This window comes from Sphingobacteriaceae bacterium, assembly GCA_016715905.1.
Taxonomy (GTDB): Bacteria; Bacteroidota; Bacteroidia; order B-17B0; family Aurantibacillaceae; genus Aurantibacillus.
This window is the reverse complement of sequence record JADJXI010000003.1, coordinates 248,425-272,285: the sequence shown is the minus strand read 5'-3', so window position 1 is coordinate 272,285 and position 23,861 is coordinate 248,425. Positions and strand designations below refer to the sequence as shown.

The following is a 23,861-nucleotide window of genomic DNA, read 5'->3' as shown; positions in this document are numbered from 1 at the left end:
CATGAATTTAAAAATGCTCTATAATACAGAAAATGCTTTTGCACTTAAATCCTACAAAGATTTAAAACAAACGCTATGGTTGTTTAAACTAATTAATAAATCCTGGGTTGTTCAAATTCTCACTAAATTATTAAACTTTTCCTTAAAAATTAGATTGCCCATTAAAGGAGTACTCAAGGCAACTATTTTCAAACAATTTTGCGGAGGAGAAACTATTCAGGAGTCAAAAAAAGTAGTAGACAAATTGTATGAGTCAAATGTAAAATCAATACTTGATTATTCAGTTGAAGGAGAGGAAAATTCAGCAGCCTTTGATAGAGCTTTAACCGAATTATTAAAAATTATTGCAGTAGCCCATAATAATCCTGCTATTCCATATACCTGCATCAAATTAACAGGATTTGTTTCAACTCAATTGTTAAGCGCAGCAAATGCGAAAAAAGAATTTACAGTTAGTGAAGAAAAAGAGTGGAATCTATTCATTAAAAGAATGGATATTTTATTTCATCTGGCTCTTGAGAAAAAAGTGCCTGTATTTATAGATGCAGAAGAAAGTTGGCTGCAGTATGCTGTTGACCTTGTAGCAGAAAATTATATGTTGAAATACAATACGAACGACCCTATTGTTCTAACAACTTTGCAAATGTACCGACATGACAGGTTATCGTATTTAAATGATTTAATAAGTAAATGCCGTAAACAAAAAATAAAATTAGGTATTAAATTAGTTCGTGGCGCTTATTTGGAAAGAGAAAATGAGCGCGCCATAAAAATGAATTATCCTACTCCGATGCAAAAAACAAAAGAAGATACAGACAGGGATTTTAATAAAGCTGTTGAGATTTGTTTAAATAATATAGACATTATTATGCTTTGTGTTGGCACTCATAACGAACTAAGTACTTTGTTTTTATTGGATGAAATGAAAAAAAGAAATTTAGCAAACAATCATCACCATATATTTATTTCACAACTCTATGGAATGAGCGATCACATTTCAATGAATTTAGCCAACGAAAATTACAATGTAACCAAATATGTTCCATACGGACCCATTAAATCAGTTGTACCCTATTTGATAAGACGCGCAAATGAAAACACCGGAATAGCCGGACAAATGGGAAGAGAACTTGATTTATTAAATCAGGAAAAAAAAAGGAGAGATAAACTGAAATTACTAAACTAAAAATACTTTGCAGGAATGCCTGCATCAATTACTTTTTGGCAAATACCTTCTAATTCAAGATTTGATATTTTTTCAAGGCCTTTTGCTGGCGTTTCCCTGTCAATTGAATATATCATAACCATAATAGGATTAATTTCTTTCAGAATATTTATCCAAGCAATTATCTCACTCTCCTTTGTATTGTCGACATTTTCATTATTTACTCGTCCTCTTAAAAATAATGTTTGAATATATAAATTCCCTTTAAATTCTTTTAATCTATCTATATACCATCGAAATTTCCTTCGAGACAAGGGCTGATCTATTTTTACAAATTGTGCCTCTGTACCCGCATCTAATTTCATCACCCGTGCATCTACTTTATTTAAAGCATTAAAAACAACTTGGTTTCCGAGCAAAGCAGAATTTGATAATACAACAATTTTAACACCGGGTAAAAATTCATCTCTTAAGCGAATGGTATGATCAATTATTGCAGCAAAGTCCGGATGCATGGTTGGCTCACCATTTCCGGCAAATGTAATTGAATCCGGAATATCATTCGACTTTTTGATTTCAAAAAACCTTTCCGACATTGCCTTAACCACAAGTTCACGAGAAGTAAATTTCGAATTTACTTCCCTTAAATCAGTCCAACCACATTCACAATATATACAATTGAAATTACATATCTTATTGTCTAACGGCAATAAATTTATACCTAAAGATTTTCCAAATCTCCGACTCATTATAGGACCAAAAACTATTTCATTAAATAACATACTATGCAAAGTTTAACCTTAATATTTACATTAATAAATGATATTCATCAGGTTGTAAATTAGTATTAGAAAAATAATTATGATTAAAGTTAAAATGTCAGAAATGCTATCAATAATTATTTGCTGCACCATAAGTTTTAACACATTAAAAAAAATACCTTGCGTTAAATTTAGATAAACTATGATTACTACAGAACAAAAAACGGAAAATGAAAAGACTTCCAGGGTCTTTAGCTACGATGAAGCCATGCAAGCTTGCCTCCAATACTTTAAAGGTGATGAATTGGCGGCCAGCGCCTGGCTAAGTAAATATGCAATGAGAAATAAGAAGGGAGAATTTCTAGAATGCACACCGGAAAGTATGCATATCAGAATGGCGAAAGAATTTGCAAGAATAGAAACCAATTACATTTCGAAGTCAAAAAACATACGTAAAAATTTATCCGCTTATGGTAAACAAAGAAAAGACTTAGATTTTAATACCATTTACCATTATTTCCATGAATTTAAATATATCATTCCACAGGGAAGTGTTATGTCCTCTTTAGGAAATCCGCATGTTATTGCTTCCTTATCCAATTGTATTGTATTGCCTGAAATTTACGATTCATACGGAGGTGTATTTTATACAGATCAACAAATGGCCCAATTATTTAAAAGAAGATGTGGTGTAGGCATCGACATCTCAACTTTAAGACCAAGTGGACAGGTGGTATCAAACGCGGCCGGCACAACATCGGGCGCGGTTTCTTTTATGGAGCGATTTTCAAACACCACAAGAGAAGTTGCGCAAAATGGCAGAAGGGGAGCATTAATGATTACAATGGATATTGCACATCCGGACATAGAAAATTTCATTTCCATTAAACAAGACTTAAAGAAAATAACCGGCGCCAATATATCCATAAAAGTATCTGATGAATTTATGAAGGCCGTTAAATCAAAAAAGAAGTTTCAATTACAGTTTCCAGTTGATTCTCCAAATCCAACCTTCAAAAAAGAAGTTGATGCTTTCGCACTTTGGCAACTGATTACTTCATGCGCGCATAATACGGCAGAACCGGGAATAATTTTTTGGGATCGTCAGCATTATTATTCTACTTCATCTATTTATCCCGGATACAAAAATGTATCTACCAATCCTTGTTCTGAAATAGCAATGCAGGGTGGTGATAGCTGTAGGCTAATGGCTTTAAATTTATACAACTTTGTAGATAATCCATTTACAAAAGATGCAAAATTTGATTTTGCTAAATTTTTTGAATACACCTATGAAGCACAAAGGCTAATGGATGATTTGGTAGATTTAGAATTGGAAGCCATTCAAAAAATATTCGACAAAATTAAAAAAGACCCGGAGCCCGACATTATAAAAGAAGTAGAATCAAAAACTTGGGAATTACTATATAATGCCGGAAAAAAAGGCAGAAGAACCGGACTAGGTTTTACTGCATTAGCAGATACTCTAGCTGCATTAAACATTAAGTTTGATAGTAAAGAAGGGATTGAAACAACCGAATTAATCATGCGTACAAAATGTCATGCTGAATTTGATTGTTCAATTGATTTAGCTATTGAGCGCGGAACTTTTGTTGGCTTCGATCCTGAAATTGAAAAAAATTCCGAATTTGTTCAGATGATGGAAAACGAATTCCCGAAACTATATCAAAAAATGATGAAATATGGTAGACGTAATATTTCAATTAGTACTGTAGCACCAACCGGTACCATAAGTTTATTAGCCCAATCTTCATCCGGAATAGAACCTGTTTTTTTATTAAGTTATAAAAGAAGAAAAAAAGTAAACCCGGGCGACCCAAAAAGTAAGGTTGATTTTGTCGATAATTTAGGAGATTGTTGGCAAGAATTTACAGTTTATCATCATCGTTTAAAAGACTGGATGCAAATAAGTGGCAAAACCAAATTAGAATTAAGTCCATATCACCTTCAAACCGCTTCAGAAATTAATTGGGAAAATCGTGTTAAGTTGCAAGCTGTTGTTCAAAAATATACCACACATAGTATTAGTTCAACAATTAATTTACCAAGTGAAGCCACAGTAGAGCAAGTCGGCGAAATATATTTAAAATCGTGGGAAGCGGGCTTGAAAGGAATCACGGTATACAGAGACGGTTCAAGATCCGGTGTTTTAGTTGCCGAGAATGAAAAAAATAAATCTACAAGTATAAAAGATTCAATACCACCTAAAAGGCCAACTAGAATTGATGCCAGAATTATGCGATTCATGAATCAAAGTGAAAAGTGGATAGCATTTGTTGGCGTGATTGATAACAGACCTTATGAAATTTTTACAGGAAAAGCAGAGGACGCTTTCGTTTTTCCGGAATGGATTAGCAAAGGTTGGATTATTAAATCAAAAACTCCGGGCGGTAAGAGCAGATATGATTTTCAATATCTGGATAAAGACGGATATAAAGTTACCATTGAAGGATTATCACGTTTATTTAATAAAGAATATTGGAATTATGCGAAACTAATTTCAGGAGTGCTTAGACATGGGATGCCAATGGTGCATGTGATAGATTTAATCGAAAATTTACACTTTGCTAATGAAACAATAACCACTTGGAGAGTAGGTTTAGAAAGAGCATTAAAACAATTTATTCCGAATGGAGCACAGGCAAAAGACAAATCCTGTCCAAGTTGTGGCGACCCATCAGGATTAATTTACGAAGAAGGTTGCTTAAAATGTAAAAGTTGCGGACACTCAAAGTGTGGTTAGCTTTTTGGTAGGTAGTTTTTTGATATAAACAAAAAAGGGGGGTTAATTAATCAACTCCCTTTTTTAATTACTTAATATCTATTACATAATTTCTGAAATACAAGACTTCATAACAGTCATGCCAAGAATAATGCATACGAACAGAATAAACTTGCCATTATTTTTAATATACCCTTCCACTTGATCCTTAAAAGGCACTGAGTCCGTCACATATCCTAACTTATTAAGTTGCTTCTTTAAAAACACAAGGTATCCACCAAGAAAAAGAATAATTATAACCATAGAGCCCAAAAAAACTTTAGACAATGTAGTCCATTCTTGATTTTTCGCAACAACAGGTTGCGCATCAGGAGTTGCCCCCGGTGCTTCCTTAGCCGCTGGAACATCTGTTGCAATAAAGGAAAGAATATCTTTAATGTCTTGATCACTTAAATTAGCAAATGGAGGCATAGCAATTTTGTTTCCTTCTTCAAAAGCTTTAACCGCTAATGCATCACCACTATTAACAAGAGCTTGTGAATCTTTAATCCACTTAATTAACCAATCTTCCGAAAATTTTGTACCCACTCCTTCCAACCCCGGACCAACTAATTTTTGTTGTGTGGTTGTATGACACACCCCACAGTTTTGTTTAAATATTTTCTTGCCATCTTCCGCTTTAATTTCGAAACCGCTAATAAGCATGGTGAATAGAAATAGAATTGGAATAAAGTAATTTTTTTTAAAATATATGTCAGAAGTTTCCATAGAAAAAATTTTAAATAATATTAATAGTACAAATTAATTATTCTTTGATTTCTCTCCAACAGAGTGTGCTCTACTAGTTCGTATTGATTTCCTATCCCAATTCCAAATTACTTGTTGATAGCTTCTCCATAAATAATCAACCGGATACACCAAGAAGTGAACAAATCTGGTGAATGGTATGATGGCGATAATGCTAAAGGCCGACACAACATGTATTTTTAACCAAATAGAATTTACAGTTGAAATCGCATCAATTTGCGGGTCAAATACAAATATTGATCTTAGATAAGGCGTTAGAAAAGCAGCGAACCAATTAGAACCCCAACGATTAAAATAAGCCACGCATAAGCCGGAAATAATCTGAACTAACAATACTAAATATACAACTACGTCCATTTTGCTTGTTACAATTTGAACACGTTTGTTTGTTAAACGTCTTGCGATGAGCGCAAATAAACCCCACAAAGCACTAATTCCGAATGCAAATGAAGCACATTCAAGAATGAGCAATCTAACGGTTTGCCCATTCCATGCAATTACGGATAACGGAAATAAGAAAGCAATTAGATGTCCGAAAAATAAAAAGAACAAGCCCCAGTGAAAGGGTTGACTTCCAAAAAATAATTGTCTCCCCTCTAAAAATTGAGATGATAATGAGGAAACTTTAAAGCCTTTATAAAGGTATCTATATATAGATCCCACTAAGAATATTGCCAAGGCCACATAAGGCAACGCTACAAATAACAACTGGTTTAGCATAATTAATCGATTTTATAGTTGTTTACTAATTGATTTATTGAATTATTTTTATTGAAAAAAGAATCGCTTATTAAATTTTCCTCTTTTGGGTTATACTGTGCAATCGCATCCTGAAAGTCAATTTCCAATACGTTTAAGAGAGCTGCAAATGCATTATTATATACATTACCAAAATTCATATCTTCCGCAATTAAAGCATTATGAAGTTTTTTAATCACCTTCATTTTTAACTCGATTTTGGCCGAATCAAATTCAGCCATCATCTTTTTAACAGCAGGTACCAGAATTTTTGCCACTAACTCATCAACAAATGTCGCATCCGGATGCATAGTTATAAGATGAAGTACATGATAGAGATGATCTGGGAGTTCCGGACTACAATCTCTACCCACTTGGCTTTGTTCATTTTGCATGTGAAGTAAAAAAGATCCTCTTTTATAATCTTCGCCAAAAATTACATATCCCAGATCCAAATAACATATTGGCTGTACATCAAAAGTTTTTGTAAATAACTCTTCGCGTTTATCATCATCCAATGAAATAAAATGCTTAGTGAATGGCAATAAATGTTTAGCTGCCGTAGGATAATCTGATTCTAAAGCTTCTTGGCAGGCCAATACCTTTTGAGGGCTGCCCGATTCAGGATAGCGAAACAATTCCGACAAAAACAATATTATATTTTTATTTATCATAATCCTCGTGCTGGTCTTTCTTTAAATCCAAATCCGGTATTACCTTTTACATCCGCTGTATTTTCTAACATTTCAATTGATTCTTCACGATGCGCTGGAGGAATTACGAATCGATCATCAAAAGTTGCCAGTGTAGTGAGTCTGAAAATATCGTCAGCTGTTTTTGGTGCTAATCCTATTTCTTTCATTGCATCAGCAATTTCTTCTTTCTTCAAATCACCTACTGTTTCGCCACGCCTATGCATTCTCACTGCCATTAATCGTTTTAAAACTTCAGCAACTTTATCTGTATTGCCGGCACTAAATAATGATGCCAGATATTTCATTGGTAAACGAGTACCGTCAATACCATGCCACAAAGACTTAGTAGTGGTATTGTAAATTCCATCTTGAACACTTGCCATGCCTGGCAGTAAAGCTGGTACATAAAATAAATTTGGAAGTGTTCTAAATTCAGGATGCAACGGTAGTGCCAGTTTCCATACTTTTACAAATTTATAAACCGGTGATTTTTGAGCTGCCTCAATTGTTGACATCGCTATTCCGTTTTGCATTGCAGCTTCTATAACTGCAGGATCAAAAGGGTCAACATAAATGTCAATTTGCTTATCAACTAATTCTTCTTCTTTACATGAAGCAACCGCTTCGATTTTATCGGCGTCATATAATAGCACACCCAGGTAACGAATTCTTCCAACGCATGAATGAAAACATGCCGGAGCTTGCCCTGATTCTAAACGCGGATAACATAAAACACACTTTTCTGATTTCCCGGTATGCCAGTTGTAATACGATTTTTTATAAGGACAAGCTGTTACACACATTCTCCATGCACGACAACGCTCTTGATTAATTAACACAACACCATCTTCACCACGCTTATACAATGCTCCGGAAGGACAAGAAGCAACACAAGCCGGATTTAAACAATGATTACAAATACGAGGCAAATAATGAAAGGTCATACGTTCTAATTGGAACATGGCCTCTTGTTCAGCCGGAGTTAATTTATCCATATTAACATCCTGACGCGCGAAATCCGGAGACCCACCTAAATCATCATCCCAATTGGGTCCACTTTTAATTTCAATTGTTTCACCAGTAACTAAGGAAACTGGTCGCGCTATCGGCTGATCATCACCTTCAGGTGCGGTAAATAAATCTTGGTATTTATATGTCCATGGCTCATAATAATCGTCCAATACCGGCATATAAGGATTATGAAAAATATTTTTTAATCCTTTAAATTTTCCTGTGCCTTTTAGAGAAACTGAATCTCCGTTTTTTTCCCATCCACCTTTGTATATATCTTGATTTTCCCATTTGGTAGGATAGCCTGTTCCGGGTTTTGTTTCTACATTATTCCACCACATATATTCTGCGCCTTTTCTGTCAGTCCATATATTTTTACATGCGATTGAACAGGTATGGCACCCGATACATTTATCGAGATGGAAAACCATGGCTATTTGAGATCTTATATTCATAACATTATATATTTAGTTATTAAAATTCTAATTTATCCATTCTACGAACCAGCACGTGCGTATCACGATTAACTCCAACAGGCCCCCAATAATTAAAGTGATACGAAAATTGGCCATAACCACCCATCAATAAATTTGGTTTTAAGTGCACACGGGTAAAGCTATTATGCCCCCCTGCACGTTTACCACCTCGAATTTGTGATTTTGGAACTGAGTAGGTTCTTTCCGGCGAGTGATAAACAATACAAACTCCACTTGGTATACGCGCACTAACACATGCTCTTGTACAATATACACCGTGATCGTTATAAACTTCTACCCAATCATTATCTTTAATACCCAAGTCTGCTGCATCCTTTTCACTCATCCAGCACGGCTCCATTCCTCTAGATAATGTTAACATTCTCAAAGTATCACCATAAGTTGAGTGAATATGCCATTTTCCATGTGGAGTTAACACATTAAGCATTTTAGCCTTACCATCATTTACAGTTTTTCTTAAATCGCCATATGCTTCAGGTTTTGGAGATGGTTTGTATGTAGGTAGATGTTCGCCGAACGCGATATACCCATCATGATCTAAATAGAAAGATTGACGACCTGTTAATGTTCTCCAAGGAACTAAGCAATCTACATTATATGTATAGGCGGCATACGCACGACCGTTATCCATCAAGCCTGACCACAATGGTGAGTTGTTATAACGACGCGGTTGTGATTGCAAATCTTTATAGTCAATTTTAACATCACGGCTACCAATTCCATGCTGTAGTAATGGCATTCCGGTTTTCTTTTCCATGTTGGTGTAAGCTTTAACCGTGAGATGACCGTTTGTTAAAGATGATAATTTTAAAATTGCATTAATTGCCTCCACGTCTTCTTTAACCGACGGGTATTCAACACCATTAATCCTTTGAATGTGTTTTTTGTCATTCAACATTTCATTGTACGCATCATCCGCCATAAAATTAACACCATGCGCTCCAATTTGATTCTTCAAAATGTTTGCGCCTAACGAAATGAATTTATTATGAATTTGCGTATAATCTCTCTCAACAATAGCAATTTTATGCATGGTTTTACCCGGAATCGCTTCACATTCGCCCTTGTACCAATCCAACAGTTTTGGTTGAGAAATTTCATCAACACTATCATGGGAAAGAGGTGCATTTACAATATCCTTAACAGGAGTTGGGAAATGTTTTTTTGCTAATTCGCTAAATACTTTAGCGATATATTGAAAAATTTGCCAATCGGTTTTAGCCTCCCAAACCGGAGGTACAGCTGCAGATAGAGGATGTATAAAAGAATGCATATCAGTACTATTGATATCAGCCTTTTCATACCATGATGCTGTAGGTAAAACGATATCTGAATATAATGCAGTTGTGTCCATCCTAAAATTTATATCAACAATCAAATCCATTTTGCCTTTGGGGGCTTCTCTCCATAATAATTCATGTACCTCATCTTTTGCGACCTCATCTGCTATTTTATTAGTGTGAGTTCCTAGGTAATGGTCTAACATGTATTCATGACCTTTAGCACTCGACATTAAAGCATTACCTCGCCATATAAACCAGTTACGCGGAAAATTGATTTCATTATCAGGGTCCATTACAGAATAACCAAGTTCTTTTGATTTTAATTTATCTACTACGTAATTTTTGATTTCATCATCAGTTGATGCTCCGGAAGCTATTGCATCTTTCGCTATTTCAAGATTATTTTTACTGTACTGCGGATAGAAAGGCATCCAACCATTTCTTACTGACATTGCAATAACATCAGCTGAGTGTAAATTACCTAACTTGCTGCCATGAGGTACTTTATTATACATCACTTGGTTGTTATCATAACGCCATTGATCAGAATTAATATAATGCCAAATCGGACCTTGTTGCAAACGTGTAGCACTTTGCCAATCTTTACCCGACATGATAGTTCCCCACGAATCAACAGGAGCTAATTTCTCCTGACCTACATAGTGATTCATTCCTCCACCATTAACACCGTTACAGCCCGTAAGCATTTGCGTCATTATTGCAGAACGATACATTAAGTTATTGTGAAACCAGTGGCAAATAGCCGCGCCTACAATAACCATACATTTTCCTTTGGTAATTTCTGCAGTGGTTCCCCATTCTCGCGCTAACTGAATAACAGTATCTCTACCCACGCCTGTGAAAATTTCTTGCCAAGCCGGAGTATACGCTTGTTTTTCATCATTGTAATCGTTTGGATATTCCCCACTTAAACCACGACCTACACCATATTGACCCATAGTAAGATCATATACAGTTGTAACCGGAATTTTTCCGTTGATTGTTTCAATATATTTTACCGGAACACCACGCGTTGCCTTTTTATCTAACCCAAACTCTGTAAACTCTACACTTAATACATCTTCTTTATTATTCAATAAGGTAAGAATCGGATCATACGTTGAATTGTCTTCCCCATCTTCATATTTCAAATTCCAGTTTCCACTTTTCTTTGTTTCCCATCTTTGACCCATGGTTCCTTTAGGCATTACTAACCTTCCGGATTCTTCCATATTTAAAAACTTCCAATCTCCGTTTTCAACATTTTGATACTTAGAAATCCTATTTGCTCTAACTAATTTTCCCGGTAAATATTTATCACCATCTTTAACAAGCTCAACTAAAAACGGACAATCGGTATAACGTTTCACATAGTCCATAAAGTATGGAACTTGTTTATCAACGTGAAACTCCTTTAATATAACATGAGTAACCGCCATCCAAAATGCACCATCAGATCCTGCGTGACAAGGTATCCATTGGTCAGCATGTTTAGCTACCATGCTAAAGTCAGGAGACATAACTACTGTTTTAGTACCATTATGTTTAGATTCTGAAAAGAAATGAATATCGGGTGTACGAGTCATACCCAAATTTGCACCCATAGAAACGCAAAACTTTGAGTTATACCAATCCGCACTTTCGCAAACGTCTGTTTGCTCACCCCAAATTTCAGGAAAAGCAGTTGGTAAATCACAATACCAATCGTAAAAACTAAGGTTAACACCACCAATCAATTGTAAATAACGTGCACCGGAAGCATAACTAAGCATGGACATGGCAGGAATTGGAGAAAATCCAATCACACGATCCGGTCCATATTTTTTAATGGTATATAAATTAGCCGAAGCGATTAATTCTACTACTTCATCCCATTTAACTCTTCGGAATCCCCCTTTACCTCTCGCTTTTTGATAACGTTTTCTTTTTGTTGAATCATTTTGAATATTTTCCCATGCCTGAAAAGCATCTCCACCGCATTTCTTTTTTTCTTCTTTAAAAATATCTAATAAAGCACCTCTCATTAAAGGGTATTTTACTCTTATAGGGCTATATAAGTACCATGAATAAGAAATACCTCTTTGACATCCTCTTGGTTCATAAGGAGGTAAACTACTTTCAAGAAGCGGGTAATCTAAAGCTTGAGTTTCCCAAACTACAATACCGTCTTTTACATATACTTGCCATGAACAGCCGCCTGTGCAGTTCACACCATGCGTACTCCTCACAACTTTATCGTGTTGCCAGCGATTTCTGTAAAACTCTTCCCATTTGCGGGTTTTTGGTGAAATTATATCTTCAATCCAGCTCATAATATTAAGGATTTAATTAGTTAATAGCTTTTATTTGTCTTTCGTGATATTCTTTTTTAGTAGTATTATTTTTCCGTTTATTCCACAACACCATTATTAGCATAAACAGTATGGCAAAACCGATTAAGCCTCCAATTAATAGTGGATTTAATCCTACAGAGGTTTGTTTCTTTTCTCCCGCATCTTTTAAGAATGCGCTGATAGCGGCAATTTCTTCAGATGTTAAAGGATTGTTTTTAAATGCAGCGGTCATGGCCGGAAATGGAGGTGAAGAAAGCATTCCGTTTATACCGGCGTCCCCACCCAAACGCGTATAACTGTCGGTTAAATCTTTGGCTAATACCCCGCCTGCAATTAAATCAGGATAGTTTACATTATGACAAGACAAACAAGAAGCGCCACCGTTTTTAAAAGCAGAACTACCTTCAAAAAATGCTTTACCTTTAATCACTAAGTTTCCCCAACCGCTTGTGTCAACTGCTGTTTCCTTTGTGGCATCGGCAATTGGTGCTTCTGTAGTTCCTGCATCACTTTGCGATCCAATGTAGGCAATTACCGCTTTAATTTCATCATCCTTCAAATTTTGATCAGGCATTATCATCCCATTAAACTCGTCAAAAATTGCTTTAGCATCTGCATCTCCGTTTTTGATTAATGTTTGTGAACTTTTCACGAATTTAATAATCCACTCTTCGCTCCTTTTTTTGTGTACGTTTAATAAGTCCGGACCAACAACTTTTCCTTTACCAATTGTATGGCATGCTCCGCAGGTTTGTTTAAAAGTTGCCTCACCATTTTGTGCACTTAAAGACAGCTGAGCAGTACAAACAACCAAAGCAAACATTTTAATTACTTTTTTGATTGATTTATATTCCATATTAACTATTTTAAATTTTTGTTGAACTTTATTATTTCACCACAAAGATGAGTAGTGGTTTAGTATTTAAATATGATTATAATCATTATCTCTTAATTTATTCGGTTCGAAAGTTTTGTTATTCGTGCTTTATCGAGCAGCTTTATTCTTTTACCTTTTAATTCAATTAATTTTTCTTTCGCAAATTCGGATATCACACGAATAGAAGTTTCAGTTGTAGTACCAACCATGTGTCCAAAATCTTCTCTCTTAAAAATTGCATTAATTGTTCCATCTTTTTCATAAACGCCATAAAACTCCTCAAGCATTAACAATACTTCGGCAAACCTACCTTTAACGTGTTTCTGAGCCATGTTTATCATCATGTGTTCGGCAAATTTTAAATCTCTGGTCAGCACTTTAATGGTTTGTGCAGCAATTGCCGGATTAGAACGTAATAATCCTAAGTAAAACTCACGATTATAAAAACAAACCTGAGTATCTTCAAGCGCAATGGCCGATGCTTGATATATGTCGTTACAAAGTAAGGCTCTATATCCAATAAAATGACCTGGTTTTGCTAATCGCACAATTTGTTCTTTTCCTTCTTCGCTTACCTTGGTGATTTTAACGTTTCCACTGTGTATACAATACACTCCTCTTGGAACTGTCTTTTCTTTAAATATAAATTGCCCTTTCTTATAATTTTGTACAATTTTTTCATTGTTCAATTTTTCCAAATCTTCATTTTCAAAAACAGAAAATAAACCCTTATGGCAATTAGGGCAATCTATGCAGGAAATAGTTTTATCTGGATTTGAACTCATGGTCTTTGGATTCAAAATTACTTCCCAAACTTCTACCTAAGTCCAATTTTAATCATGTATTCGTATGATATAAATCATATTTTAACGGAAAACGCTTAAATTTTACCTTCATATTTAACTAATAATATGCGTAAATTTAGCTTTATGATTTCTACTAAAGAGGCTCTTAAATTAGTATTAAAAACTGCTGATTTATATAAACCAGATTCGGTCAGAGTTAATATCGAAAACGCTATTGGTCAAAAACTTAGTGAAAATATTATAGCTAAATGTAACTCTCCTTCTTTTACGCAATCCGCTATGGATGGTTACGCATTTAGATTAAAGGATATTCGTACTAATAAACCAATAAAATTCGCCAATCTTGAAAATAGTGCCGGAATTTACAATGTAAAAAAAATACAGCCCTTTACGGCCTGTAGAATTTTTACAGGCGCTAAATTGCCTCTCAATGCCGACGTTGTTATCCCACAAGAACTAGTTCAACTTACAAATGAAAATTTATTAATTTTTGACCGAAATAAAATAAAATATTTAGATAACATCAGGCTAGCCGGCTCTCAATTTAAAAAAGGTGATGTTATACTTAAGAAAGGTGATAAAATAAATGCTCCACGAGTTGCTCTGGCTGCTTCCGGAGGACATGCACAATTAAAAATATATAAATCGCCTTCTGTTTCAATTCTGGTAACCGGTAACGAATTAATAGAACCCGGGAAAAAAATATCTGGTGATAAAACATATGAGAGTAATTCACTTATGTTGAAAGCCATATTGAATGAATTAAATATACCGGTGAATCAAATTTTTAAAAGCGATGATGTGAAAACAGATATAGTCCAAAAAATAAATTTAGCTTTTAACAATTCTAATGTGTTACTCATAAGCGGTGGCATTTCTGTTGGAAAATACGATTTGGTAAGTGGAATATTGAAAAAACTCCGATTCGAGACTATATTTTATAAAGTAAAACAAAAGCCGGGCAAGCCACTATACTTTGGAATAAAAGGCAATCGCTTTATTTTTGGACTTCCCGGTAATCCGGCAGCTTCACTTACCTGCTTTTATGAATATGTTATTCCTTTTATTAGCAAATTAAATGGAAATATAACTCCGACGCACTTAACAAAAAAGGCCAGATTAAAAAATAGTTATGAGAAAAAAAAGGGCCTAACGCACTTTTTGAAAGGAAAAATAGTGAATGATAGCGCCTTTATTTTACCAAACCAGGAATCTTATAAATTAACTTCATTTGCCGAAGCTAATTGTTTAATTATAGTGCCGGATCACATCACAAAATTAAAACCCGGCGATGAAATAAATTATCATGAAATATAATTATGACAATAATCATTTCAAATGGTAACATATCTAAATAATTTTGGAAAATGAAATTAAAAGTGAAAGGCAGGGTTTGGCTAGAAACTATAAATGGAACTTTTGCGGGTGAAGGAAGAATTACTTTGTTAGAAAAAATAATAGAACACGGTTCAATAAATGTGGCTGCAAAGTCGATGAAAATGAGCTATAGACAAGCTTGGGAACAAATAGATGCCATGAACAAACAATATGACAAGCCCCTGGTGCTGAAAAATTCAGGAGGAGCAGGTGGTGGTGGAAGTATTGTTACCAATGAAGGCAAAAAAATAATTACACAATACAAAAAACTAACTAATCAATTCGAAGATTTTTTAAAAAACGAATCCAAATTATTCTGATTTTTTTTTAATATCGTTATTCAAATCAAACTATAACGCTTGAGAAACACAATAAATATAAACGCATTCATTTTGGCCGGCGGCAAAAGTAGCAGAATGGGAACCGAAAAAGGGTTGATCACTTTTAATGGCAAAACTTTTATTACTCATATAATTGATGCAATAAATCCACTTGTCAACAAAATATTCATTGTTACAAATTCAAATTTATACGATCATTTGCCGTACGAAAAAATTAGAGATAAAGTAAAAGAGAAAGGCCCTCTTGGCGGAATTTACAGCGGTCTTGCCCACTCTGATACTGATTTAAATCTTTTTTTATCCTGCGATATACCCTTAATAAATAAAGAAACAATAAATTATTTGATAGAGACGGCTCAATTGAATAACAACACGTCGGTAATAACACATGCTAATAAAATTGAACCTTTATGCGCCATTTATTCAAAAAAAATAAATTTTATCGTTTATAAACTAATTCAAAATAATGAATTAAGCATTTTAAAAGCACTTAATAATTTTGATTCCAAATTAGTTGATATAAGTCATAAAGATTTTTACAATGAAATTTATTTTACCAACATAAATAACAAAGAAGAACTAAACATAGCAGAAAATATAGATCAATGAGCAAAATAAAAATAAATTTATATGGAGTATTAGCTGAGGCAATTGGGGAAAATCATATCATCCTTGAAAATTGTTCTAAATCGAGTCACGTTTTACAAAAAATTGAAAAGAAATATCCGGAAATTTCAAAATACAATTATGTACTGGCTGTAAACAATAAAATAGTTGACAAAGAAATTGAAATAGCTGAACACAATAGATTAGATTTAATGCCACCATTCTCAGGAGGATAATGTTAAGTAAAGACGAAATATTCAGATATGACCGGCAGATTAAATTATCGGTAATGGGGATAAGCGGACAACTTAAACTTAAACACGCTAAGGTATTAGTAATAGGAGCCGGCGGATTGGGATGTCCTGTTTTGCAATATATAGCTTCAGCAGGTATTGGATCAATAACCATTATAGATGGAGACCTGGTAAGCGAATCAAACCTTCAAAGACAAATATTATTTTCTAACGAAGATTTGGGCAAGCTAAAAGTTAATGTAGCCGCAAAGAAATTACTCAAATTAAATCCGCATATAAAAATTCATACTGTACCGGAATATCTAAATTCAGAATTAGCGTTAACTATAATCAATGATTTTGACTTAGTTGTAGATTGCACCGATAATTTTGGAACCCGGTATTTAATAAATGATGTGTGCACATTGTATAACAAACCCTTTGTTTCGGCTGCCATACATAAATTTGAGGGACAAATTGGAGTTTACAATTTTCAAATTGATAACATGAAAAACTCGGCAAATTACCGAGACGTGTTTTCAGAAACAGACAAAAATAAAAATAGTGTAAATTGTGAAGAGGCTGGCGTACTATCAACTTTACCCGGATTAATGGGATTGTATCAGGCCAATGAAATTATTAAATACTTTATTAACCCTAAAACATGTTGTTACAATAAAATATTATTTATTAATTCACTTTCTTTAGAACATTTCTATTTTACAACTGAAAAAAAGGAAGATACTAAATATTTAAAAAAAGATGAAATACTAAAACACAATTATTATTTACCATGTACTAAAGAAAGGCAAATTCTAACAAGTCCGAATGAATTAATAAATATGATTACTAACAACGGATTTGTATTAATTGATGTGAGAGAAGAAAACGAATTACCAAAGACATTGGTTGCTAATACGCTCAAAATTCCATTAAGTATTTTAGAGCTTCAATTAGATAAAATTAAGTCCTTTGATAAAATCATTTTTATCTGCAAATCGGGAGTCAGAAGTGATAAAGCTCTAACACTCTTAAAACAAAAATTTACAGATATTGATATTTATAGTTTCAAACCCGGCATTGAAATATTAAACAATTACTTATCACAAACCAAAACTCAAATAATATAAATGGAAAACTGGTATAACTTTACCTTTATCAACGGTCCTATTTCTTCAAAACAAATTGGATCATCCATAGAAAAATACAGTTCTGATTTATATTCAGGCGCCTATAATATATTTCTTGGGCAAGTAAGACAAGATAAGATTCAAAATCAAAATGTAGAAGCTATACATTATACATCCAATGTTGAAATGGCTAAACAAATATTTCATCAAATTGCCATTGATGCTAAAAAAGAAATTGGTCTTAATCATGTAAATATTTTACATAGCCTTGAAACTGTAAAAAAAGGAGAAATATGTTTGATGGTTATTGTAACCTGTCAACACCGTGAGGATAGCTTTAAAGCATGTAAATATATAGTTGAAAGATTAAAAAAAGAAGTTCCTATTTGGGGACAAGAAATATTCGAAAATAAAACACATACCTGGAAAGTAAATAAATAATTATGGTTGATATTCTTTCAAAAATAAACACGCAACGTAGTGCAATCGCCCAAGCCATTGTGCTTGTTAGTTCACAAAAAACCATTGATGCAATTGTCAATAAACAAGTACCAAAAGGTGATGTATTTGAAATGTCAAAAACAGCCGGTTTGTTTGCTGTTAAAAAAACAAGTGATGTTATACCCGATTGCCATCCATTACCTATAGAATTTACAACAATTAAACATACCGTAAACGGACTTCAAATTAGCATTCTGGTTGAAGTGCATACCATTTATAAAACGGGCGTTGAAGTAGAGGCCATGTACGGTGCATCTGTAGTAGCAATGACGATGTACGACATGCTAAAGCCAATTGACAAAGGCATTACTATTGAAAAAATAGCATTAATTGAAAAAAGTGGGGGAAAAACTGACTTCAGAAATGATTCCGGTAAAGGATTAAATTCCGCTATAATAATTGTTTCCGATTCTATTGCAAATGGTAAAAAAGAAGATAAAGGTGGGCAGATTATTTTAAAGGCTATTCAAAAACATGAATTAAATAATATTGCTTACGATATAATTCCTGATGATCAAATTTTGTTGGCCTCCAAAATAAAAGAATATGTAAATAAAACTGATTTAATTATAGTAAGTGGAGGAACCGGATTTACAAAAAAGGATAAAACACCTGAAACACTAAAAGAATTGATGGATTCAGAAATCCCCGGAATTATGGAATGGGCTCGAAGCTACGGACAAAACCGTACACCTTATGCTATGTTCTCTAGAGGACTTTCCGGTATTATTAACCAAACTATGATACTGGCAATTCCGGGTTCTACAAATGGTGCGAAAGAAACTATTGACGCTTTGTTTCCATATGTATTGCATGGATTTAAAATGTTAAAACATAAAAAGTAATGGCATTCGAGTGGCGTAAATACAAACCATTACTTAAATACCATCGCATTTTTGTTTTAAGTATTGTGTTTACTTATATCCTCTACAAATATGCGAACTTAGGAGAAAACGATAAATATGATAACGGACAAATTAAGCATGATGGACGAAGAGAAAATGGTTTTAACGAAGGACGCTGGATTTGGTTCTATCAAAATGGTAAACGCCAAATGGAAGGGTTTTTTAAAAAAGGAAAACGATATGGGAAATGGTTAATGTATAATAACGATGGAATACTTATAAATGAAAGAAATTACGACAATGATAAGTTGAATGGAGAATTTACCGATTGGAATGACAATGGCACACTTAAAAGCGAAGGACAATTTCATGAAGACGCACTACACGGATTCATTAAAAACTATAATAGTGAGGGAAAATTAATTAAACAAGAAAATTTTGAAAACGGTATAAAAAAAGAAAAATGACAGTAACAGACTTTGATAAAAACTACAAGATGTTCGAAAATATGGCTATTTGGGAAATAAAATCATTAGACCATTTTTTGAAGATGACGAAATGTTATCTAAAATATTTAAAGAAGAATATGGATTCGATTATAGTGAATTCGAAGATAAGAAAGAAACATTTACAGATACGCCTATTATGGTTGTAAGTAAAGTGCTTGATTATTTTGGAGACAAATCCTTTTTTGTATTTGAATATGGTAATAAACATCATAATGATCTAAAGGCCTTACAGGATAAAAAAATTATCAACTTTGGTATTGATATTTATGTGGTGAACCCAAAACATATTTTTGCATTAATGATGGATAAAACAACTGACATATCAAAATACGACACGTAAATGGAAGAAATTAAAATAGGAATTGTTACTATGTCTGACCGAGCTAGCGCAGGTGTATATGAAGATTTGTCAGGTAAAGCCATAATAGAAACGCTTAGCGCCTATATTAAGAATAGTTGGAAAAAAGTATATCGTTTAATACCCGATGATCAGAAAACAATTGAGGCAACTTTGATAGAGTTGGCAGACAAGGAGAAATGTTGTTTAATTGTTACAACAGGAGGTACGGGTCCTTCTGTTAGAGACGTTACACCGGAAGCAACGGAAAAGGTATGTAACAAAATGATGCCCGGTTTTGGTGAATTGATGAGACAGGTAAGCTTGAAGTATGTACCAACTGCAATTTTATCTAGACAAACGGCGGGCATCAGAGGTAATTCATTAATTATAAATTTGCCTGGCAAACCAAAATCTATTCGAGAATGTTTAGATGCCGTTTTTCCTGCTGTACCCTATTGCATTGATTTAATTAATGGCCCGTATATTTCTACAAACGATGAAATAATAAAAGTATTTCGCCCAAAAAAATAATAATGTTGCGCTACAAACAAATAATAATCGCATGCATACTTTTTCCATGCCTAAGCTATTCGCAAAATTCTAACAATAATGTGAGCGACAAGTTGTGGCTTCAATATTACGGTCAACTAAAAATTTCTACAAAATGGCAAGCGGCAGGTGATGTAGGCTTGCGTTTTAATTCAAGTGGTTTTTTACGTCAGGCTAGTTTAGGAAGGATTGGCATAAGTTATTACGTAAATAAAAATCTTTCATTTACAGCAGGCGCAGCTTATTTTAATCAAAACAATATGGAAAGAATTACCAAAGAAGAATGGCGAGGATGGCAAGAAATTCAATTTATTCAAAATATTTCAAAATTAATTCTTTCACATCGAGCAAGAATAGAGCAACGTAAATTTCATTCTCTCGAAACTAACATTTGCGATTTTAATTTTAGATATCGTTATCGATTATTATTTTCCATTCCTTTAAATCACAAAACAATTACTGAAAAAACTATTTATTCTCAATTCGGAAATGAAATATTTTATTCAACTATTAATAAGGTTACATTTTTTGATCAAAACAGAATACTTGTAGGTATAGGCTATAAGTTAAATAAAAAATTGGTAATTAATTTAAACTACGTTTTACAGCACGATAATAAATTTAAAAACAAAAACACAATAATATGGTTGGGTATAGTTCAGACATTTGGGATTAAATAATCAAAAGCTAACAGTTAGCAACAAAAATTAGTTTATTTATTTCATGGTATCTATAAAAATAAACTTTAATCCAGCCGTTAGAAGTATTACAAAAAGGCAATATAAAATAACTTTGTTATTAAATCTTTTACTTCCTAAATAAGAACCGATAAATCCTCCAATAACCACAGCTATCACCCAATACCCAATTTTGCTATCAACATTTTTTACTGCGCTCATATGACCCATAAGACCTGATATTGAGTTGAATAAAATAAATAATGCAGAAATCCCTGAGGCATTCTTAACTTTTGTCCAACCTAGTACTAATAATAAAGGCGTTAAAAATATTCCTCCTCCTACACCAATAATTCCTGAAAGAAATCCAATTAAACTTCCAAGCAAAGCGCTCCACATAATTAAGCTTTTAACTTCTTTAATTTCATCTGCTTTAATATTTTTTTTTACTAAAAGCAAAAAAGCTGCGACGATTAAAAATATACCTGAAATTAATTTGAAATAAATCGGACTTAAAGAAAGATAACCTCCAAAAAACGATGCAGGTATCGAAAAAATAATTAGTGAGAAAAATATTTTTCTGTCAAAATATCCGGCAGATATAAACTTAAAAGACGCGATTGCTGCTACAATAATATTTAAAATTAATGATGTAGGCTTTATACTCTCTGGTGTAAAAGACAATAATGCCATAACTGCCAAATAACCCGAAGCTCCGGCATGCCCAATTGAAGAATACAAAGCAGCAATGGTAAAAAATAAAACAAAGGCAATTATATGGAATTGTTCATGCATTGAAAGCAAATTTACAATCTTAAAAGCGTTATTCATATTTAAACATACTGCTTTTTATCATGTTTTTTATGCGATTATAACTAATTCAGTATTAGTCAATGAACGCGTTTAGTTCACATGAATAACACCAAATCCAAACTCTGGTTAAGCCCCGAAATAATGAACATTTAACGGTAGAAGGATGAAACCGATTTATTAAAATCGCGAATCTTAGAAATCTAATTGATTTTGAGCTTACGAATAATTTTTAATGGCCCGGGACAATGTTCGGAATGACAACTCTCACAAGCCTGTATAACGTTGTTATATTTTTCTATTAGATTACCTTGATTCATTTCATTTAATGCCTTTATACAATCCAAATAATTTTTCGCAAAGCCATCAAACGTGTTCCTTTTAGTAAACTCATCCGTTGGTATTGCTGTATGTATTTCTTTAAACTTTTCTGGAAATTCTGATGGCCATTTTCCGGCCAATACGCTTTCTTTCATCGATTCAGCGTGATTCAGCATATCGCGCATTAACAAAGATAATTCGCTACTCCCATTCGGATTCAAATCCAAATTCACGCAATTCTTATCCGTTGTTGTATCCTCAACTACTTTTGCGTTTTCGTTCTTACAAAACCATAGGTTCAACCCTATTAATAAAATGCTGATGAATGAAATGCTATTTTTTAATGATAACCCCATTCGCTTCGAAGGAAATACTTATTTCGGGTGCTACAATTTTTGCAATTTCTTCTTTTGATTCACCGGCATCCTCAGCATAATGACGAAGTTGTTCTACAGGAATGGTATCATTGTAAGCATATCCGTCAATAATAACCGTTTTACCGGATGCATCTTTTGGCATAAAAAAACCATAATCTTTAAAACTTACTCTCATCTCCATCCCATTTCCAATATCCAAAGTCATCCAACAACCTTTTTTCTGGCACACTTCATCAATAACACCTGTTAATTTAATATATAAAGAATCCTTACCAGTCAGTTGATTTACTAATTCGCTTGCAGCAACTGCACCTTCTACAGAAATGGTATCACCAAAATAAAGCAAGGTTGTATCTTTAGTTGTAGAATTTTTACCTTTTGCCTCTTCCTTCGGCTCTGTGCAAAATGTAAAAATGGTTGCAAGCGCGATAATTGATAATGCTATTTTCTTCATTGGTTAAATATTTCTACAAATTAAGTTCATATTTTAAAAACAGGAAATAAGACTTACCAAACCATCTATTCAAGAGAGTTACACTTTTAAAGACAATAATTCCTCAATAATTTTAATTTGAATTTACTCTTTACAAGGATAACCAAAAATCGCAACAGTTTAGTTGATTCTATTATCCTAGTAGTTCCTTTTCGAGTGCAATTGCTTTTGGAAATAAAATATTATTTTCCAAATGAATGTGTTGATGTAGATCATCCTGATACTCTTGCAATTTAGCAAACGATACACGGTAAGTATTACAAGCAGTAGACGGCGGAGTAAAGTTATTGCTAAGCTCTTTAATTTTTTCCATTAATCTCCCAGCAGAATCATGTTCATGTTCCATCATGTTTATTGGATTTTGTACAGAACCAAATCCCGGCACAGTAACTTCGAGTTTTTGACGCTTTGATATAGCTAAACTTTTAATGTATGGAAATAAAATATTTTCCTCCTTCATCATATGGCTATTTAATTCATGCATAATTTCCATAAAGGTGTCCGCAATTTCAACAAGTTCCGGATGTCTGTCACCATGTACTCTCGCTACCTTTTGAGTATATTCAAATAAAATTGTATGGGCCTGAGTAACGTACTTATGATGCGTATTTAAAATATAATCCGCCAAAAAATCCAATTCCCATGTATCAAAATTCTGAGATGCTAAATTATTTGGTGATTCGTCAATCGCCTTTAAATCCTTTTCAAGAGCAATTGCATCAATTCCTTTTTCTGAACATGCTTTGGCTATTGATTTTTTTCCGCCACAGCAAAAATCTAAACCATACTTTTTAAACACTTCAGCTTTTCTAAAATCTTCTTTTACAATCTCTCCAATGGTTGGAGTGTCTATACTATTTTCCATGATAATTATTTTTTAATTGAGGGAAAACCAATCTGATCTAACCTCTTATTTCTTTTATACAATATTAGTTCAAATATTAAAACTATTATATGATTAAACTCATATCTCAATATTGCAATTGTATATAGTAACGCAGTAGAAATAATAAAAACCTTGACTTGTATTTCTGTT

Annotated in this window: 25 protein-coding genes; 13 read left to right on the top strand and 12 right to left on the bottom strand. The window is 33.5% G+C overall.

From position 1 onward, the window contains the following. The first annotated feature begins 1 nt into the window (after position 1). The gene (locus IPM51_01555; protein MBK9282986.1) at positions 2 to 1,186 is read left to right on the top strand and encodes a proline dehydrogenase family protein; all 1,185 of its coding nucleotides are present in this window, start codon (positions 2 to 4) and stop codon (positions 1,184 to 1,186) included. On the opposite strand, the gene IPM51_01550 is transcribed toward IPM51_01555, so the two are convergent. After that, the gene (locus IPM51_01550; GenBank protein ID MBK9282985.1) at positions 1,183 to 1,956 is read right to left on the bottom strand and encodes a radical SAM protein; all 774 of its coding nucleotides are present in this window, start codon (positions 1,954 to 1,956) and stop codon (positions 1,183 to 1,185) included. The two genes, IPM51_01555 and IPM51_01550, sit on opposite strands and share 4 nt — an antisense overlap. Before the next feature lie 172 nt (positions 1,957 to 2,128). Here IPM51_01550 and IPM51_01545 point away from each other — a divergent pair, with 172 nt between their 5' ends. Beyond that, complete coding sequence (locus IPM51_01545) at positions 2,129 to 4,690, top strand: adenosylcobalamin-dependent ribonucleoside-diphosphate reductase (GenBank protein MBK9282984.1); 2,562 nt, start codon at positions 2,129 to 2,131, stop codon at positions 4,688 to 4,690. A gap of 81 nt (positions 4,691 to 4,771) precedes the next feature. Here the strand turns inward: IPM51_01545 and IPM51_01540 are convergent, their stop codons facing one another. From IPM51_01540 to IPM51_01510, 7 genes are all read right to left on the bottom strand, one after another. Continuing rightward, a complete protein-coding gene (locus tag IPM51_01540) occupies positions 4,772 to 5,374 on the bottom strand; it encodes a cytochrome c (GenBank protein ID MBK9282983.1) in 603 nt (200 codons plus the stop codon). Positions 5,375 to 5,470: 96 nt separating this feature from the next. Further along, positions 5,471 to 6,196: a respiratory nitrate reductase subunit gamma gene (gene narI, locus IPM51_01535; GenBank protein ID MBK9282982.1), complete on the bottom strand. Its 726-nt coding sequence runs from the start codon at positions 6,194 to 6,196 to the stop codon at positions 5,471 to 5,473. A 2-nt stretch (positions 6,197 to 6,198) separates the two neighbouring features. Beyond that, positions 6,199 to 6,888 (bottom strand): hypothetical protein, encoded by a 690-nt coding sequence (locus tag IPM51_01530; protein ID MBK9282981.1) that lies wholly within the window; start codon positions 6,886 to 6,888, stop codon positions 6,199 to 6,201. Next, the gene (gene narH / locus IPM51_01525) at positions 6,885 to 8,375 is read right to left on the bottom strand and encodes a nitrate reductase subunit beta (protein ID MBK9282980.1); all 1,491 of its coding nucleotides are present in this window, start codon (positions 8,373 to 8,375) and stop codon (positions 6,885 to 6,887) included. The genes IPM51_01530 and narH overlap by 4 nt, the downstream gene beginning before the upstream one ends. 19 nt (positions 8,376 to 8,394) lie before the next feature. Then, the gene (locus tag IPM51_01520; protein ID MBK9282979.1) at positions 8,395 to 12,012 is read right to left on the bottom strand and encodes a nitrate reductase subunit alpha; all 3,618 of its coding nucleotides are present in this window, start codon (positions 12,010 to 12,012) and stop codon (positions 8,395 to 8,397) included. Positions 12,013 to 12,028: 16 nt separating this feature from the next. Further along, positions 12,029 to 12,889 carry a c-type cytochrome gene (locus tag IPM51_01515; GenBank protein MBK9282978.1) on the bottom strand — a complete coding sequence of 287 codons (861 nt, stop codon included), beginning with the start codon at positions 12,887 to 12,889 and terminating at the stop codon, positions 12,029 to 12,031. A 92-nt stretch (positions 12,890 to 12,981) separates the two neighbouring features. Continuing rightward, on the bottom strand, positions 12,982 to 13,695 hold the full coding sequence (locus tag IPM51_01510; protein MBK9282977.1) for a Crp/Fnr family transcriptional regulator: 714 nt from the start codon (positions 13,693 to 13,695) through the stop codon (positions 12,982 to 12,984). Positions 13,696 to 13,821: 126 nt separating this feature from the next. Here IPM51_01510 and IPM51_01505 point away from each other — a divergent pair, with 126 nt between their 5' ends. The 11 genes from IPM51_01505 (at position 13,822) to IPM51_01455 (ending at position 20,827) form a co-directional block, all read left to right on the top strand. Further along, entirely contained in the window at positions 13,822 to 15,033 is a 1,212-nt protein-coding gene (locus IPM51_01505; GenBank protein ID MBK9282976.1) for a molybdopterin molybdotransferase MoeA, read from the top strand. A 50-nt stretch (positions 15,034 to 15,083) separates the two neighbouring features. Continuing rightward, positions 15,084 to 15,413: a LysR family transcriptional regulator gene (locus IPM51_01500; protein MBK9282975.1), complete on the top strand. Its 330-nt coding sequence runs from the start codon at positions 15,084 to 15,086 to the stop codon at positions 15,411 to 15,413. 39 nt (positions 15,414 to 15,452) lie between these two features. Beyond that, positions 15,453 to 16,043 (top strand): molybdenum cofactor guanylyltransferase, encoded by a 591-nt coding sequence (locus IPM51_01495; GenBank protein ID MBK9282974.1) that lies wholly within the window; start codon positions 15,453 to 15,455, stop codon positions 16,041 to 16,043. Next, positions 16,040 to 16,276 (top strand): MoaD/ThiS family protein, encoded by a 237-nt coding sequence (locus tag IPM51_01490; GenBank protein MBK9282973.1) that lies wholly within the window; start codon positions 16,040 to 16,042, stop codon positions 16,274 to 16,276. The genes IPM51_01495 and IPM51_01490 overlap by 4 nt, the downstream gene beginning before the upstream one ends. Beyond that, complete coding sequence (locus tag IPM51_01485; GenBank protein ID MBK9282972.1) at positions 16,276 to 17,403, top strand: HesA/MoeB/ThiF family protein; 1,128 nt, start codon at positions 16,276 to 16,278, stop codon at positions 17,401 to 17,403. Before IPM51_01490 ends, IPM51_01485 begins: the two co-directional genes overlap by 1 nt. Next, positions 17,404 to 17,844: a molybdenum cofactor biosynthesis protein MoaE gene (locus tag IPM51_01480; protein MBK9282971.1), complete on the top strand. Its 441-nt coding sequence runs from the start codon at positions 17,404 to 17,406 to the stop codon at positions 17,842 to 17,844. A 2-nt stretch (positions 17,845 to 17,846) separates the two neighbouring features. Continuing rightward, entirely contained in the window at positions 17,847 to 18,749 is a 903-nt protein-coding gene (locus IPM51_01475; GenBank protein ID MBK9282970.1) for a bifunctional molybdenum cofactor biosynthesis protein MoaC/MoaB, read from the top strand. Then, complete coding sequence (locus tag IPM51_01470; GenBank protein ID MBK9282969.1) at positions 18,749 to 19,216, top strand: hypothetical protein; 468 nt, start codon at positions 18,749 to 18,751, stop codon at positions 19,214 to 19,216. The genes IPM51_01475 and IPM51_01470 overlap by 1 nt, the downstream gene beginning before the upstream one ends. Positions 19,217 to 19,265: 49 nt before the next feature. Continuing rightward, complete coding sequence (locus IPM51_01465; GenBank protein MBK9282968.1) at positions 19,266 to 19,598, top strand: hypothetical protein; 333 nt, start codon at positions 19,266 to 19,268, stop codon at positions 19,596 to 19,598. Further along, entirely contained in the window at positions 19,599 to 20,129 is a 531-nt protein-coding gene (gene mog / locus IPM51_01460; protein MBK9282967.1) for a molybdopterin adenylyltransferase, read from the top strand. 80 nt (positions 20,130 to 20,209) lie between these two features. Further along, positions 20,210 to 20,827 carry a DUF2490 domain-containing protein gene (locus tag IPM51_01455; protein ID MBK9282966.1) on the top strand — a complete coding sequence of 206 codons (618 nt, stop codon included), beginning with the start codon at positions 20,210 to 20,212 and terminating at the stop codon, positions 20,825 to 20,827. 36 nt (positions 20,828 to 20,863) lie between these two features. Here the strand turns inward: IPM51_01455 and IPM51_01450 are convergent, their stop codons facing one another. From IPM51_01450 to ric, 4 genes are all read right to left on the bottom strand, one after another. Further along, positions 20,864 to 21,619 (bottom strand): sulfite exporter TauE/SafE family protein, encoded by a 756-nt coding sequence (locus IPM51_01450; GenBank protein MBK9282965.1) that lies wholly within the window; start codon positions 21,617 to 21,619, stop codon positions 20,864 to 20,866. Between the two features lie 218 nt (positions 21,620 to 21,837). Next, the gene (locus IPM51_01445) at positions 21,838 to 22,311 is read right to left on the bottom strand and encodes a hypothetical protein (protein ID MBK9282964.1); all 474 of its coding nucleotides are present in this window, start codon (positions 22,309 to 22,311) and stop codon (positions 21,838 to 21,840) included. Beyond that, positions 22,289 to 22,786 (bottom strand): DUF4920 domain-containing protein, encoded by a 498-nt coding sequence (locus IPM51_01440; GenBank protein MBK9282963.1) that lies wholly within the window; start codon positions 22,784 to 22,786, stop codon positions 22,289 to 22,291. The genes IPM51_01445 and IPM51_01440 overlap by 23 nt, the downstream gene beginning before the upstream one ends. A 172-nt stretch (positions 22,787 to 22,958) precedes the next feature. Beyond that, the gene (gene ric / locus IPM51_01435) at positions 22,959 to 23,690 is read right to left on the bottom strand and encodes an iron-sulfur cluster repair di-iron protein (GenBank protein MBK9282962.1); all 732 of its coding nucleotides are present in this window, start codon (positions 23,688 to 23,690) and stop codon (positions 22,959 to 22,961) included. Positions 23,691 to 23,861: the final 171 nt, after the last annotated feature.